Annotated in this window: 13 protein-coding genes; 4 read left to right on the top strand and 9 right to left on the bottom strand. The window is 71.8% G+C overall.

Going from position 1 to position 15,493, the window contains the following annotated elements; translation table 11 throughout:
- Positions 1-253: 253 nt before the first annotated feature.
- From ndk to ACWPOB_RS26425, 4 genes are read right to left on the bottom strand one after another with little or no spacing between them, the layout of a single operon-like run.
- On the bottom strand, positions 254-673 hold the full coding sequence (ndk, locus tag ACWPOB_RS26410) for a nucleoside-diphosphate kinase (protein WP_006937234.1): 420 nt from the start codon (positions 671-673) through the stop codon (positions 254-256).
- A gap of 16 nt (positions 674-689) precedes the next feature.
- Complete coding sequence (locus tag ACWPOB_RS26415) at positions 690-1,115, bottom strand: DUF4233 domain-containing protein (RefSeq protein ID WP_100058973.1); 426 nt, start codon at positions 1,113-1,115, stop codon at positions 690-692.
- The gene (gene folC, locus ACWPOB_RS26420) at positions 1,112-2,545 is read right to left on the bottom strand and encodes a bifunctional tetrahydrofolate synthase/dihydrofolate synthase (protein ID WP_455402637.1); all 1,434 of its coding nucleotides are present in this window, start codon (positions 2,543-2,545) and stop codon (positions 1,112-1,114) included. Before folC ends, ACWPOB_RS26415 begins: the two co-directional genes overlap by 4 nt.
- Positions 2,542-5,217 carry a valine--tRNA ligase gene (locus ACWPOB_RS26425; RefSeq protein ID WP_455402638.1) on the bottom strand — a complete coding sequence of 892 codons (2,676 nt, stop codon included), beginning with the start codon at positions 5,215-5,217 and terminating at the stop codon, positions 2,542-2,544. The genes folC and ACWPOB_RS26425 overlap by 4 nt, the downstream gene beginning before the upstream one ends.
- 101 nt (positions 5,218-5,318) lie before the next feature.
- Between ACWPOB_RS26425 and ACWPOB_RS26430 the strand changes: the two genes are divergently transcribed.
- Entirely contained in the window at positions 5,319-6,269 is a 951-nt protein-coding gene (locus ACWPOB_RS26430; RefSeq protein WP_455402639.1) for a TIGR03621 family F420-dependent LLM class oxidoreductase, read from the top strand.
- A 59-nt stretch (positions 6,270-6,328) separates the two neighbouring features.
- Here the strand turns inward: ACWPOB_RS26430 and ACWPOB_RS26435 are convergent, their stop codons facing one another.
- Together ACWPOB_RS26435 and ACWPOB_RS26440 are read right to left on the bottom strand one after the other, a co-directional pair.
- Positions 6,329-8,332, bottom strand: a complete 2,004-nt coding sequence (locus ACWPOB_RS26435) for a prolyl oligopeptidase family serine peptidase (protein WP_455402640.1) — start codon at positions 8,330-8,332, stop codon at positions 6,329-6,331.
- 94 nt (positions 8,333-8,426) lie between these two features.
- A complete protein-coding gene (locus ACWPOB_RS26440; RefSeq protein ID WP_100057406.1) occupies positions 8,427-8,789 on the bottom strand; it encodes a MarR family transcriptional regulator in 363 nt (120 codons plus the stop codon).
- Between the two features lie 6 nt (positions 8,790-8,795).
- Between ACWPOB_RS26440 and ACWPOB_RS26445 the strand changes: the two genes are divergently transcribed.
- Positions 8,796-9,134, top strand: a complete 339-nt coding sequence (locus ACWPOB_RS26445) for a hypothetical protein (protein WP_455402641.1) — start codon at positions 8,796-8,798, stop codon at positions 9,132-9,134.
- Between the two features lie 100 nt (positions 9,135-9,234).
- On the opposite strand, the gene ACWPOB_RS26450 is transcribed toward ACWPOB_RS26445, so the two are convergent.
- Positions 9,235-9,849: a GNAT family N-acetyltransferase gene (locus tag ACWPOB_RS26450; protein WP_455402642.1), complete on the bottom strand. Its 615-nt coding sequence runs from the start codon at positions 9,847-9,849 to the stop codon at positions 9,235-9,237.
- Between the two features lie 150 nt (positions 9,850-9,999).
- Here ACWPOB_RS26450 and ACWPOB_RS26455 point away from each other — a divergent pair, with 150 nt between their 5' ends.
- Positions 10,000-11,190, top strand: a complete 1,191-nt coding sequence (locus ACWPOB_RS26455) for an NAD(P)/FAD-dependent oxidoreductase (protein ID WP_100057403.1) — start codon at positions 10,000-10,002, stop codon at positions 11,188-11,190.
- A 96-nt stretch (positions 11,191-11,286) separates the two neighbouring features.
- On the top strand, positions 11,287-13,299 hold the full coding sequence (locus tag ACWPOB_RS26460; RefSeq protein ID WP_455402643.1) for a SpoIIE family protein phosphatase: 2,013 nt from the start codon (positions 11,287-11,289) through the stop codon (positions 13,297-13,299).
- 42 nt (positions 13,300-13,341) lie between these two features.
- On the opposite strand, the gene ACWPOB_RS26465 is transcribed toward ACWPOB_RS26460, so the two are convergent.
- Together ACWPOB_RS26465 and ACWPOB_RS26470 are read right to left on the bottom strand one after the other, a co-directional pair.
- Positions 13,342-13,581, bottom strand: coding sequence for a WhiB family transcriptional regulator (locus ACWPOB_RS26465; RefSeq protein ID WP_044476011.1), 240 nt, complete (start codon positions 13,579-13,581; stop codon positions 13,342-13,344).
- Positions 13,582-14,304: 723 nt separating this feature from the next.
- Positions 14,305-15,465, bottom strand: a complete 1,161-nt coding sequence (locus ACWPOB_RS26470; RefSeq protein WP_455402644.1) for a lycopene cyclase family protein — start codon at positions 15,463-15,465, stop codon at positions 14,305-14,307.
- Positions 15,466-15,493 lie beyond the last annotated feature (28 nt).

Consider the following 15,493-nt stretch of genomic DNA (forward strand, 5'->3'; position numbering starts at 1 on the left):
GGTGCCCGTTTTCACTGCACGGCCGAGCGGTGCCTGGCTGGATCGCGGATCGAGCGCCGGTGCATCCAGCGTGCAACCGAGCGAGGTGTCTCCTGCGTCCCCGGTCACAGCGATGTCGGGCATCGATCCGTGATGTCGTTCGGTCGTTCCGCAACACTCGAAGCGGAGCGACCTACCTCAGTATCCCACACAGAGGTCCGTAGATACGCCAACGGCGCCCCGGAGGGCGCCGTGGCGGGGCAGTCGATACGGATCAGGACCCGGCGAGGGCGGGGAACCAGAGGGCGATCTCGCGCTCGGCGGACTCCACCGAATCGGAGCCGTGCACCAGGTTCTCCCCGGCGTCGAGCCCGAGATCACCGCGGATGGAGCCGGGGACGGCCTTCTCCACCGGATCGGTGCCGCCCGCGAGCTGACGGAACGCGGCGATGGCCCGGGGACCCTCGAGCACGGCCGCGACCAGCGGGCGCGAGGTGATGAACTCGATCAGGCCGGGGTAGAAGGGTTTGCCCTCGTGCTCGGCGTAGTGGGCGGCGGCCACCTCCTCGGTGGCGGTGCGCAGCTCGAGTGCCACGATGTCGAGTCCCTTGCGCTCGATGCGCGAGAGGATCTCTCCGACATGACGACGGGCCACGCCGTCGGGCTTGATCAGTACCAGGGTCCGCTCAGTCACGCGCACAGCGTAGTGGTCAGCCCCGCTGCCCCGGCAGCAGACCCCGCGCCTCGCGGTCCTTCATGTCCTTGCGCAGGTACAGGATGTAGCCCCAGACCACACTGAAGAGCACGCCGACGATGCCGAGCGACAGGTCCACCACGAAGCCCAGCAGGGTCAGCACCTGCAGCGCGAGGTTGTACCAGAGCGCCCACGGCCGGCCCTGCAGCCCGGCACCCGCGATCATCGCGACGGCGAGGAACACGATGTAGCCGCCCGAGAACCACGTCAGCCCCCCGCCGATGACCGCGACGACCGGCAGCACGAGCAGGACCACGATGGCTTCGAGGACGAGCGTGCCGGCCATGACGCCGCGCAGTCCCTTCCACGGGTCCTTCGCCGGGGGCCGGACGGCGGAGTCCCGAGCCGGCGATTCGCCGGAGTTGTCAGCTGCCTCGCTCACGCGGGGTCCTTTCCGAAGAGAGTGCGGGCGGCGCCGGCGGTCACCACCGAACCGGTGACCACGACACCCGCCCCCGATACTGCCTCACCGGGCTCGGCGACCTCCTCGGCGATGGCGATGGCCGTCTCGAGGGCGTCGGGCAGTGTCTGCGCGACCACCACGCGTTCGTCGCCGAACCGAGCCACGGCCAGGTCGGCGAGCTCGTCGACGTCCATGGCCCGCGGCGAACCGTTGTGGGTGACGACGATCTCGTCGAACACCGGCTCGAGCGCGTCGAGCAGGCCGGGCACATCCTTGTCGGCCATCACCGACACCACTCCGACCAGCTTGCGGAAGTCGAACTCGTCGGCCAGGGCCGCGGCGAGCGCCTTCGCCCCGTGGGGGTTGTGGGCGGCGTCGAGGAAGACCGTCGGGGCGCTGCGCACCCGTTCGAGCCGGCCCGGGTTGAGCACCGACGCGAACGCCGCGCGCACCGCGTCGCCGTCGAGCTGCCGGTCGGCGCCGGCGCCGAAGAACGCCTCCACGGCGGCGAGCGCGAGCGACGCGTTGCGGGCCTGGTGCTCGCCGTGCAGCGGCAGGAAGATGTCGGTGTACACCCCGCCCAGGCCCTGCAGCTCGAGCTGCTGACCCCCCACGGCGATGCGCCGGGCCAGGACCTTGAACTCGGAGCCCTCGCGCGCCACGGCGGCATCCGCCTCGACGGCCCGCCGCAGCAGCACCTCCATCACCTCGGGCTCCTGCTGGGCCAGGACGGCGACGGTGTCGCGGGGCACCAGCCCGTCGTCGGGAGCCTTCTTGATGATCCCGGCCTTCTCCCCCGCGATCGTCGGGAGGTCGGGGCCGAGGTACTCGGTGTGGTCGAGCCCGATCGGGGTGATCACCGCAACCTGCGCGTCGACGACGTTGGTGGCGTCCCAGGTGCCACCGAGCCCCACCTCGACGACGGCGACGTCGACGGGAGCCTCGGCGAACGCGGCGAAGGCCATCGCCGTGGTCACCTCGAACTTGCTCATCGCCGGGCCCCCCGCAGCCTGCGACTGCGCGTCGATCATCGCGACGTACGGCTCGAGTTCGCGGTAGGTGTCGACGTAGGTGCGCGGCGAGACCGGCGCCCCGTCGATGCTGATCCGCTCGGTGGCCAGCTGCAGGTGCGGGCTCGTGGTGCGGCCGGTCCGCCGGTGCAACCGGGTCAGCAGGGCGTCGATCATCCGGCTCACCGACGTCTTGCCGTTGGTGCCGGCGATCTGGATGGCCGGATAGCTGCGCTGCGGGGATCCGAGCAGATCCATCAGCGCCGCGATCCGGGTGAGCGACGGCTCGATCTTCGTTTCGGGCCAGCGCTTGTCGAGTTCGGCCTCGACGAGGGTCAGCTCGGCCAGGTCGACCGGCGAAGGCTGCGCCGGCGTCGCCGCGGACCGGTCCTCGCTCACGCCGACCCCAGCTCCTGGAGTCGGGCGGTGATCCGGGCGATCTCCTCCTCCGCGATCTGCTTGCGGGCGGTGATCTTCTCGACGACCGCCGCGGGCGCCTTGGCGAGGAACGCCTCGTTGCCGAGCTTGGCGGACGTGCCCGCGAGCTCCTTCTCGGCGACCGCGAGATCCTTGCCCAGACGGGCACGCTCGGCCGCCACGTCGACGGTGCCGGAGGTGTCCAGCTCGACGGTGACGGTGGCGCGGGACAGGCGCACCTCGATGGAGGCGGTGGCGGAGAACCCGTCCGCCGGCTCGGTCAGTCGCGCCAGCGACCGCACGGCCGGCACCTGGGCGGCCAGGTCGGCGGCGTCGATCTCGGTGAGCCGCGCGGCGACCTTCTGCGACGGCTTGAGGCCCTGGTCGCTGCGGAAGCGGCGGACCTCGGTGACGAGCCTCTGCAGATCCTCGACGCGGCGCGCGGAGTCGGCGTCGGCCGCGACCCCGCTGGTGCCCGGCCACGACGCGACGACCACGGACTCGCCGCCGGTGAGCACCTTCCAGAGGGTTTCGGTGACGAACGGGATCACCGGGTGCAGCAGGCGCAGCAGCTGGTCGAGGACGTTGCCGAGGACCGCCTTGGTCCCCTCCGCGTACTCGCTGCCGTCGGCGAGCTGCACCTTGGCGAGCTCGAGGTACCAGTCACACACCTCGTCCCACGCGAAGTGGTAGAGCGCCTCGCACGCCTTGGAGAACTCGAACCGTTCGAACGCCTCGTCGACCTCGGCGCGGACCTGCTCGAGCCGGTCGAGGATCCACCGGTCCGCGTCGGTGAGCGCAGCCCGCGCCGGCAGCTCGGTGACGACGGCGCCGTTCATGAGGGCGAACTTGGTCGCGTTGAACAGCTTGTTGGCGAAGTTGCGGGAGGACTGCGCGTGGTCCTCGCCCACGGCGAGGTCGCTCCCGGGGTTGGCGCCGCGGGCCAGGGTGAAGCGCAGTGCGTCGGCGCCGTACCGCTCCACCCAGTCCAGCGGATCGATGCCGTTGCCGCGCGACTTGGACATCTTCTTGCCGTACTGGTCGCGCACGAGGCCGTGCAGGAACAGGTCCTTGAACGGCACCTGGACGCCGGACTTCCCGCCGGCGGTGATCGCGTCGTCGTTCGCGACGTACAGGCCGAACATCATCATCCGGGCCACCCAGAAGAACAGGATGTCGTAACCTGTGACGAGCACGCTTGTGGGATAGAACTTTTCGAGCTCCGGCGTCGTGTCGGGCCAGCCCATCGTGGAGAACGGCCACAGGCCCGAGGAGAACCAGGTGTCGAGCACGTCGGGGTCCTGCTCCCACCCCTCGGGGGCGGTCTGGTCCGGACCGAAGCACTCGACCTCGCCGTCGGGGCCGTACCAGATCGGGATGCGGTGCCCCCACCACAACTGCCGCGAGATGCACCAGTCGTGCATGTTGTCGACCCAGGCGAACCAGCGCGGCTCCTGACTGGCCGGGTGAATCACGGTGTGGCCGTTGCGGACCGCGTCGCCCGCCGCCTTGGCGAGGGCATCGACCTTGACCCACCACTGCATCGACAGCCGGGGCTCGATGGTCTCGCCACTGCGCTCGGAGTGACCGACGCTGTGCAGGTAGGGACGCTTCTCGGCGACGACCCGCCCCTGCTCGGCCAGCGCCTCGCGCACCTTGACCCGCGCCTCGAACCGGTCCATGCCGTCGAATTGCGTTCCGGTGTCGGCGATCTTGCCGGCCTTGTCCATGATGGTGGGCATCGGCAGGTTGTGCCGCAGGCCCATCTCGAAGTCGTTGGGGTCGTGCGCGGGCGTGATCTTCACGGCGCCGGTGCCGAATTCGGGGTCGACGTACTCGTCGGCGAATACGGGGATCCGCCGGCCGGTGAGGGGGTGCTCGAGGGTGGTGCCGACCAGGTGCTTGTAGCGCTCGTCGTCCGGGTGCACCGCGACGGCCGTGTCGCCCAGCATCGTCTCCACACGGGTGGTGGCGACGATCACGTGCGGCTCGTCGTCGTTGAGGGAGCCGTAGCGCAGCGACACGAGTTCGCCCTCGACCTCCTCGAACTTGACCTCGATGTCGGAGATCGCGGTCTGCAGCACGGGCGACCAGTTCACCAGTCGCTCGGCCCGGTAGATCAATCCGTCGTCGTAGAGCCGCTTGAACATCGTCTGCACGGCCCGCGAGAGGCCCTCGTCCATGGTGAACCGGTCGCGGGACCAGTCGACGCCGTCCCCGATGCGGCGCATCTGGCCCTGGATGGTGCCGCCGGATTCGCGCTTCCAGTCCCAGACCTTGTCGACGAACAGTTCGCGGCCGAAGTCCTCCTTGGCCTTCCCGTCCACCGCGAGCTGCTTCTCGACGACGGTCTGGGTGGCGATGCCGGCGTGGTCCATGCCGGGCAGCCAGAGCACCTCGTAGCCCTGCATGCGTTTGCGGCGCGACAGCGCGTCCATCAGGGTGTGGTCGAGGGCGTGCCCCATGTGCAGGCTGCCGGTGACGTTCGGCGGCGGCAGCACGATCGAGTAGCCGGGCTTGTCGCTGGACGGATCGGCGACGAAGTAACCGGCGTCCACCCAGCCCTGGTACAGCTCGTCCTCTACGGCGCTGGGGTCCCAGCTCTTGGGGAGGGCGTCGGCGGGGTTCTGGTGGTTCTCTGGCGCACTGGTCACCCCGCAATCGTAGTCAGCGGAGGCAAACCGCCTGCACACGCCCCACGGACCCGGAGCGGGCCTGCTGGACTGCGGATCACGGGTACGGCACCGTGACAGATGTGAACGAGTTCCGCTTCGCCACGAACGTCTTCGCCCTGGAGTCGGCCGGCGCGTTCGCCGGCTGGTGCCGCCGCGTCGAGGCCCTCGGGTACGACACGCTGTTCGCCGCGGACCACCTGGGGGTCCCCGCGCCGTTTCCCACGCTCGTCGCCGCGGCGCAGGCGACCGAGCGGCTGCGAGTGGGCACGCTCGTCCTCAACGCTCCGTTCTGGAACGCGGAGCTGCTGGCCCGCGACGTCGCGACCACCGACGTCCTCACGGGCGGCCGGCTCGAGCTCGGCCTCGGCGCCGGGCACATGAAGTGGGAATTCGACGAGGCCGGCATCGGCTGGGAGCCGATCGGGCGCCGCGTCGATCGGCTCGAGGCCCTGATCGACGGTCTGGGGCGCCGCTTCGCGGAGGGCGGGTACCCGCAGCAGGCCGAGCTGCGCGCCGGCATGGGTCTGGCACCGCTGCAGCCGGTCCAGCGGCGCGGGTTCGACGGCACCGGTCCCCCGCTGCTGATCGGCGGCACCGGGGAGCGGGTGCTGCGGCTGGCGGCCGAGCGCGCCGACATCGTGGGGGTGGCCGGTGCCGTGCAGGTGCCCGGACAGGCACCCGGGGTGCTGCGCATCGCGACGGCCGCCGAGGCCGACGAGCGCGTGCGGTTCGCCCGCGAGTGCGCCGGCGGCCGCGCGGACCGCCTCGAGTGGCAGGTGCTGGTCCAGGCGGTCGTGGTGACCGGCGACCGCGAGGGCGCGGCGCGGGCACTGCTCGAGCGCTACGGTCCGATGATGGGCGTCGAGGAGCTGCTGGACACGCCGTTCGCACTGATCGGCACGGTGGAACGGATGGCCGATCAGGTCCTGCGCAACCGCGACCGCTACGGCTTCACCTACTACACCGTCCACGGGCCGTACCTCGAGGCCTTCGCCCCGGTGCTGGAGCGGGTGCGGACGCTGGGCGGGTGAGCGTCGCCCCCGGCGGAGGTGCTGCTCGAATCCCGAGCCGCGCACCGGCGCGATCCGCGTCAGCCGAGCACCTCGGGCAGTTCCCGGGGGCGCGCGAGCACGTGCTCCGAGAGGAACGCCTCGACCACCTCGTACCAGATCTTCGCGTGCTGGGGGCTGAGCACCCAGTGGTTCTCGTCGGGGAAGTAGAGGAAGCGGTGCACGGTGGAGCCGTCGGCGGCGGCGGGTATTCCCGACTCGGACAGCAGCTCGTACCACAGCCGCAGTCCCTCCCCGATCGGCACGCGATAGTCCTTGTCGCCGTGGATCACCAGCATGGGGGTGACGATGTCGGCGACGTACAGGTGCGGCGAGTTCTCCACCGCCATCTCGGGAGTCATCTCCCGGGCCCAGTACCAGGCCGAGTCCGTGGTGGGCCCGAACTGGTCCAGGGCCCACAGGCTCGCGTGGGTGACGATCGCGTGGAACCGGTCGGTGTGCCCGGCGATCCAGTTGGCCATGTAGCCGCCGAAGGATCCACCCATCGCGGCGGTGCGCTCGGCGTCGATCTCGGGTAGCTCGATCGCCGCGTCGGTCAGGGCCATCAGGTCGGTGTAGGGCTCCTTGCCCCAGCGGCCCCACCCGCGTTGGACGAAGTCCTGCCCGTAACCGGAGGACAGCGCGGGGTCCGGGAGCAGCACGGCGTAGCCGCGGGCGACGAGCAGCCACGGGTTCCACCGCCACGACCAGGTGTTCCAGGAGCCGAGCGGGCCGCCGTGGATCCACAGCAGCAGCGGCGCGGGTGCGTCGGGATCGGCGGTGGCCGGTAGGGCCAGCCAGGCCCGCAGCGGGGTGCCGTCGGCGGCGGCGGTGGTGATCTCCGTGAGGCGGCCGGGCAGTTCGGGCAGCTCCGCGGGGGCGCGCAGCGCGGTGACGGTGCCGGGGCCGTCGAGCGCGATCCGCACCGGGTGCGGCGGTGTGTCGTAGGCGGCGCGCAGGGCGTAGACGCACGTTCCGTCGGGCGCGACGCGCAGGTCGGTGTAGGCGGCGGCGTCGGTGGTCAACGGCGTGGGGACGTCGGCCCACAGCGCCACCTGGAAGATCGGGGCGCGGCCGTGTTCGTCGGCGGTCACGAGCAGGGCCCCGGAGTCGGGCCGCCAGACGACCGACGTCGGCCACCGGTCCCACCCGGGCACCAGCTGCGTCGTCTCACCCGAGCGAAGGTCGAACAGCCGCAGAGTGATTCGCGGCGCCGTCTCGGGGTCGGAGTGCGTTTCGTGCAGGAACGCCACCCGGGTGCCGTCCGGCGCGATCGCGGGGGCGAACACGTCCGCGGTCTCGTCGTCGACGAGGACCGTGCGCAGTCCGGTGTCGGTGTCGATGCGCACCAGGGCGATGCGGCGGGACGCGAGCGGCCCGGGCACCGACCAGGTGGTGACGACGAAGCTGCCGTCGGCGGCGAGGTCGAGGGACGCCTCACGCAGGGCGCCTCCGGGTCCGGGGGTCAGGTCCGACAGGGGCGCGTGCGGGCCGTCCGCGAGGGCGAGCAGGTGCGGTTCGGCCGGTCCGAGGTCGTGATCCCAGTGGCGCACCGGGTATCCGGTGTGCAGCACGGCGGAGACCTTGCGCTTCTTGCGGGCGTCCCGGATCCGTTCGTCGTCGCCGTCGGTGCGGCCGAGCACGTCCGCCGTCACCACGATCCGGTCCGCCGCCTCGGCCGCCCACACGCGGCGCACGCCTCCCTTGCGGGAGACCACCCGCTGCGCTTCGCCGCCGGCGGCGGGCAGCCGCCACAGCGCGGCGGGGGCGTCATCGCCGTCCGTCCCGTCGGCCCGGGCGGCGGTGAACAGCAGGTCGCCGGCGGCGGTGAAGACGGGATTCGACTCGCCCTTCGCGCCCCACGTGAGCCGCCGGGCGGGCGCGTGTCCCTGCGGGTCGACCTCCCACAGCGCCCCGACGTACCCGGTCCCCTCCTCGTCCAGGGTGGACTGGGCGATCACGACGCGGGTCCCGTCCGGCGACAGCGCGAGAGCGGTGACGCGAGGGAGAGCGAGATAGTCGTCGAGGTCGTCGAATGCGGTCATGGTGCCCGAGGGTAGTGCTCGCCGGAGGCGTCACCGGGGAGCCGACACGGCCCGGTCGGGATACGCCGCCGGCCCTCCGCACGGGAGCGAGCGGTCAGCCCACGGGCGGGTGGTCTGCGGACAGCGCGGCCAGGCGCTCGAGCAGCGGGGCAACGGCGACGAGGGCGGCCGCGTCGTCCGGCTCCATCTCGGCCAGCAGGCGCTCCACACCGGTGGCCCACATCCGACGGATCAGGTGGCCGTTGTGCTCCGCCAAGGGTGTCCGGTGCAGGTGGTGGGACCGTCCGTCCCGGGGGTTGGACGTGCGGGCCACCAGTCCCCGCTGGACCAGGCTGCGCACCGTCGCGCTGACGTTGCTGCTCTGCAGTCCGAGCACACGAGCGAGATCGGACACGGTCGCGCCGGGACGGTCGGACAACACCCGCAGGACTTCGATCTCGGACTGGGGCAATCGCACCGCCTGTTGACCGTCGGCCTGGTCCTCCTGACCGCACTGTCCGCGTTGCTGCTGGTCAACGCCCTGCTCGGCCCGGCACTCCCGGCCACGGTGGTGGTGCTGTGGTTCGCGGTCTCGAGCCTCGGCCTGGTGATCGCGAACGCCGCGACCAGCGCTCTGGAGCAGGTCCGTCACGCCGCCGGCACCGGCTCCGCGCTCCTCGGCGCCCTGCAGTTCCTCCTCGCGGCCCTCGTGGCCCCGCTCGTGGGGATCGCGGGCGAGGACACCGCCGTCCCCATGGCCCTGGCCATGCTTCTCGGCGCCGCGCTCGGCCTCGGCGCACTCGCACTGACCGGACGCCGTTGATCGGAGACACGTCCGATCAGGGGCTGCGCAGCGGCCGCCCCTCAGCGGTGGCCGCTGGGCGGGGACGGCATCGTAGTGCCACCGCGGGACGCGCGCCGGGTCACCGCGGCACGGGCTCGCGCCACATCTTCCACAGGGTGGGGCCGCCGTTCGGGACGGCGATCTCGCCGGTGACCCGGAAGCCGAACCGCTCGTAGTAGGAGATGTTCTTCTCCTTGCTCGATTCGAGGTAGGCGGGCACGCCTTCGGCGTCACAGCGGTCCAGCCGGGACCGCAACAGCGCCTTCCCGAATCCCCCTCCGCGCGTGGCGTTTCCAGTCCCGATGGCGGAGAGGTACCAGTGCGGCTCGGCCGGATGCGCATCCTCGAGTGCGCCGTCGACCTCGGCGCCGACGCGGGCGCGGGCGCCGAGCGCGTGGATCATTCCCGCGGTGACCAGCACCGACCGCCAGCCGGTGACCTTCCATCGACCCGGCGGCGCCCACATGGTCGCGCCCCCGGTGGCACCGTCCGGACCCTCGGCGATCTCGAGTCCGCCGTGCGCCAGCAGGTGGTGGCGCGCCTCCGCGGCGAACATGCGTGGCAGACCTCGGCGCCGGCGCTCGTCGTCGGGCCACATCCACATCATCACCGGATCGTCGAAGAACGCGTCGGCGAGGGTACGGGCGAAGACCGGAATGTCCCGTCTGGTGACCGGGCGGACGGCGGGGGTCATGCGGACGAGGCTACCGGCGTCGGCAATGGAACGTTGCCGCCCAGAGGTTTTACGTCGTTGTCACACGGGGGCGGGCACAGCTGTTTCATTTCGTGCAACACTGTTTCTCAGTACGAAACCACCCCCTGTTGCGAGTTGTGAGGAAGCACGATGACCGAAACCGCGAACATCGTCATCGTCGGCGGCGGACTCGAGGGCCTGGCTGCGGCCTGGTGCCTCGCCGAGCGCGGCGAAACCGACGTTCTCGTCCTGGAACGCGGGACCCTGTGTTCCGGCATGACCGGCAAGTCGAGCGGCATCGCCCGCTGCCATTACGGCGTTCCGTCGCTGGCGGCGATGGCCTGGCACGGCGTGCAGGTCTTCTCCGAGGCCGAGCAGATCTTCGGCACCGACACCGGCTTCCGGCAGACCGGATACGTCGTCGGCGTCGGGCCCGACAACACCGCCCCGCTCGCCGCCAACGTCGAGATGCACCGCTCCCTCGGTGTGCCCGTCGAGACGATCGACGCCGACGAGGTCCGCCGGCTGCTGCCCGGAATCGCCCTCGATCCCTTCGCGGCCTTCGCGTACGAACCCCTCGGCGGCCACGGCGACGCCTACATGACCGGAATGGCCTACGGCACCCGCGCCCGCGCCCTCGGCGTGCGAGTGCGCCAGAGCACCACCGTCACCTCGCTCCTGCAGCGCGACGGCGGCGAGGTCTACGGCGTGCGCCTCGCGGACGGCTCCGAGATCCACGCGGGCACCGTCGTGCTCGCGACCGGCGTGTGGTCGCCGGCGCTCGGCGCGACCGCCGGGGTGGACATCCCGATCCGGGCCCAGCGGGAACAACTCCTGCTGGTCGACCAGGGCGAACCCACCCCGGACATCCCCACCTTCTCCGACCTGGTGAACCTGCAGTACATCCGGCGCGAGCCCAACGGGGACCTGCTGGTGGGCAACAGCGACCACTCCACCCCGGAATGGGCGGACCCGGACGACTACGTCAATCGCGCCGACGACCCGTTCGTGGAAACCGCCATCGCGAAGCTCGACCGGCTGCTGCCGGCCATGCCCGATCCGCGGCTCGCCTCGTCGTACGCGGGGTGCTACGACACCACCCCCGACTACAACCCGATCATCGGGCCGTCCCCCGCCCCGGGGCTGTTCCTGCTCGTGGGCTTCAGCGGCCACGGCTACAAGATCTCCCCGGCCGTGGGCCGTCTCGCCGCCGACCTCCTGCTCGACGGCATCAGCAGCGACGCCGCCGTCGACGGCGCCGACTTCCGCTACTCCCGTTTCGCCGAGGGCAAACCGCTCGCCAGCCTCAATCCGTACGTCGGAGCCGGAGAGATGCGCTGACGAACCGGGCCGGCCGGCACGCCGCTGTACCGAAGCCCCGGCGGGGTATAGAACTGAAGGTGACGCTTCACCGCGGAACCGGAGAAGGTACACGTCATGCCGGAAGGCGAGGACCTGTTCTCGGCCACGGGAGAGCCGGACACGGTTCTCCGCGTATTCGAGGCACTGCCGTTCGCCCTCGGCGCGTGGCAGGGACCCGATCACGTGTACGTCGCGACCAACGCCGCCTACCGGGCGCTGCTCGGGCGGGACGACCTCCTCGGCCGGCCTGTGCGCGAGGTCGTACCGGAACTCGAGGGCCAGCAGTTCTTCGAGCTGCTCGACCGGGTGGCGGCGACCGGCGTCGCCGAGACCGCCAAGGAGTGGCGCCTGCAGATCGATACCGACGGTAGCGGCGTGGTCCGGGAGCGCTACTTCGACTTCACCATCGCCCCCCGCCGCGACCCCGACCGCGGTGTCGCCGGACTGCTCTTCTTCGCCTCCGACGTGACCGACAGTGTCCTGGCCCGGCGCGGCGCCGAGGCACGGGCCCAGCTGATGTCGGAGAAGTACGAGCAGGCCCGCGACGCGGTGACGGTGATACAGCAGGCATTGCTGGCGCCGTCCGTCCCGGTCGTGCCGGGGGCCGAGGTGGCGGCCGCCTACCTGGTCGCCGCCGAGGACACGGCCGCCGGCGGCGACTGGTTCGACGCACTCGCACTGCCGGACGGCAGACTCGCACTGATCACCGGGGACGTCGTCGGACACGGCATCGAGGCCGCCGCCGTGATGGGGCAGCTCCGTGCGGTGTTGCGCCAGCAGATCCTCGCGGGCGCAGACGTCGCCGCCGCCCTGTCCACCCTCGACGCCTTCTCGGCGCACGTCCCCGGCGCCCGCACCGCGACGGTCTGTGTCGTCGTCCTCGACACCGCCACCGGCCGAGTCCGCTACTGCACAGCCGGGCACCCCCCGCCGCTGGTGGCGAGCCCGGCCGGGGCGGTCCGATACCTCCCACCCTCGGGCGCGACGCCGATCGGTACCGGCTCGACGTTCCCCGTCGCCACCGACGCCCTCGCCGCCGGCGACGTCGTGCTGCTCTACACCGACGGACTGATCGAGCGCCCCGGCCGGCCCCCGCCGGCGAGCACCGCCGAACTCGCGGAGCGGGCGGCCCTGAGCGTGGCCGGCCGGTCGTTCCCGATTCCGGACACGCGCGCCCGCACGGTGGATCGGGTGTGCGCGGAGATCCTCGAATTCCTGCTCCGGGAAACCGGATACAACGACGACGTGACCATCGTCGCCGCTCAGCGCACGGCCATGCCGGATCCCCTGCGGCTTCGGCTCCACGCCGACCGGGAGGCGCCGAAGTCGGCACGGACGTCGTTGCGGCGATGGCTCGTGCGCATCGGTGCCGACCATGCCGGAACTGTGGCCGTCGAGCACGCGGTCTCCGAACTCGTGTCCAACGTCGTCGAGCACGCCTATTCCGGCACCGACGCCGAGCATGCCCCGGTCGACGTCGACGGAACGCTCGACGGCGACGGCTGCCTGCGGGTCCGCGTGCGGGACCGGGGCCGCTGGAAGACCCCCGCGAAAACCCCGGAGCCACATCGGTTACCGAACAGCCGTGGCCGCGGGCTCACGATGGTCCGGATCTTCGCCGACGACCTCGTCGTCGACAGCGACGACACGGGCACGACCGCGACGGTCACGTTCCGGCTCACCCGCAGTGCCCGCGTCGTCACCGAGTTCACGGAAGGCGCGATCGTCGGCCGTCCCGAGGTCTCGCCCGAATTCGCCGTCGCCGAAACCGAACCCGGTCGTCTCGCGGTGCGGGGGGACATCGACATCGACACCGCGCCCATCCTCAAGGGGTGCCTCGATGCCGTATCCCGCAGCGGAACACTGTCGGTGACAGTGGATCTGAGCGAAGTCACCAGCCTCGGCTCCGCCGGGGTCTCGTTGCTCTCGACGGCCCGGGACCGTGCGGCCAAGCAGCACACCACCGTCACGTTGGTGGCGCCACCCGGCAGCACCGCCCACCACGTGCTGAGCCTGGTCGGACTCCACGGCCGGGCCGACCCCGGCGCCGGCGGCGTCCCGGAGCCGTCAGGGGATCCGGAGACGTGAACCCGGCACCGACCGGGGGGTCGGTGCCGGGCGAAATCCGGCTCAGCTTGCGATCTTCCGTCTCCGGGACTGCACGTACTTCTCCCGCTCGGAGACCGACATCCCGCCCCACACCCCGTAGGGTTCGCCCATGGTGAGCGCGTGCTCGCGGCACTGCTCGATGACCGGGCACCGATGGCACATCTCCTTGGCCTTCGACTCTCGCTGGTACCGCGCTCGGCCCCGTTCGCCGTCGGGCGAGAAGAACACCGACGAGTCGACGCCGCGGCACAAGCCCTGCATCTGCCAGTTCCAGACATCGACGGTCGGCCGGAGCGGGTGAGGTGACAATGGCACGGGGCTCTCCTTGACAGCAGGCTCGCACGCAGTGCGAGCGGACCGGACGAAAGTCTGCGACCTTTCGCTCACTTCGATCCACGCGCCGGGACCGCCCCGAAGGGCCGATTCTCGGTTCGTCGATCTCATGGACCGGGGAGTACCCCGCGCCACCGAAATTCATGCCAACAAAGAGTGAGATTTGTCGAAGGTCCGCGAGAGCGTGAGCGCCGACGCCGGCCGGACTGTTCCCCCGGAGGACATACCGCCTGGTCGGGGGACGACGCGGCCGCGTCGCCCCGCGCGAGGGCGACCGTCGCGGCCACCATCACCGCCGCCGCGGTGACCAGAACCACACTCGAGGCGCGGTCCGCGTCGAGGTACTCGCCCGGGACCACGAAACCGAGCAGCGACGCCTTGCGCGCGCCGCGCACCCGTCGGGCGGTGATCAGGCCGGCCACCACCAGCAGCGCTGCCCCCACCGGGTCCGACACGTGCCCAGCCCTAGGGCGAAGCGCGGTACCTCGCCCATCGAACGAGCCGGGCCCGACCGGGTCGCCCGCGGCCCCCGGAACAAGATCGCCGGGTTCCTCGGGGTCCTCGTCGCGACGCGGGCATCGGCCTCGTCATGGCGATCGCCCCGGGCCGAGGCCGCACCCGCGGCCGGTCGCGCGGTACCACCGGGGACGGTCAGCGACCGGCCATCGCCCTGAGCAGCGGGGCCGCGGGCAGCGACGCGAACAGCGCCGCCTCGTCGCGCCACGTCGACTCCTCGTCGAGGAACCGCAGGATCGGCTCCGCGGAGGAGCGGTCGAACAGGCCCGCGAAGGCGCGCTCGAGCACCGCGGGCCGCTCGACGACGGCCCGCAGCAGCCCCTGGTCGTACCGGGCGAACCGGGACGGAGCAGGCCGCACGTCGAAGGGATGCCCGTGCCGGGCGAGCGACTGCGCGATCGCCTCACTGTCGCGCTGGATCCGCTGGTACGCATATCCGCTGCTGCCCTTGAGCATTCCGCCCGCGGCGCCGATGCGCACGATGTTGCCGCTGCGCCGCGCGGGCGGCCGCGACGCCAACGGCAGCCGCGCGGACTCCTCCGCCTCCACGACGTAGGTGTCCTCGTCCGCGCCGAGCACGGCCGCCAGGTACTCCCGGAGCGCCTCGTCGTGGGCGGCGGTGCCGACGGGCCCGCCGTCGGGGTGCGCGAAACTCGTGTGCTCGACGAGGGCGTGCCGGGTATCGGTGGGCAGCACGTACACGAAGGACGCCGCCCGGCGCTGATCGGTGCGGAAGTCGAACAGGGTGGGGACGTCGGGATCGAACAGGGGAGCTTCGGTGCGGATCCGCCACCCGCGGAAGTCCAGCCACGCATCGGGGCTCGTCCCCGGGTCGTCGGCGGCGGGGCCCCGGCCGTCGAAGACCCACTCGGGGTGCAGCTCCGTGCCGTCGGACAGGGCGACGCGCGGGCGGGCCCCGTCGTGCACCTGCGTCACCCGGCCGGTGCGGAGCCCGATGTCGTCGACCCCGTCCGTGACCTCGCCGACCACCGTCGCCAGGTCGGCTCCGCGGACGGCGCAGTACCGGTATCGGCCGAGGCCGAGCGTGCGGGCCCGTCCGCCCGCATGGACCCGGATCCGGGCGAACCGCGCGGAGACGGCCGCGTCGAGCAGCCCGGACCGGCGGGACCAGAACGCCCAGCCGGCGTCACGGATGTCGCGGGCGCCGTCGTCGACGAGCACCACCGGACCGGGTCGCGCCGGGACGACGGCGAGACGGGCCGCGAGCGACAGTCCGCTCAGGCCCGCTCCCAGGACGGCGATGCCGCCGTCGACCGGTCCGCTCCACGCTCGCACGCTCGCCTCTCCCCTCGCCGGAGACCCT

Source organism: Rhodococcus sp. 2H158 (genome assembly GCF_053764755.1).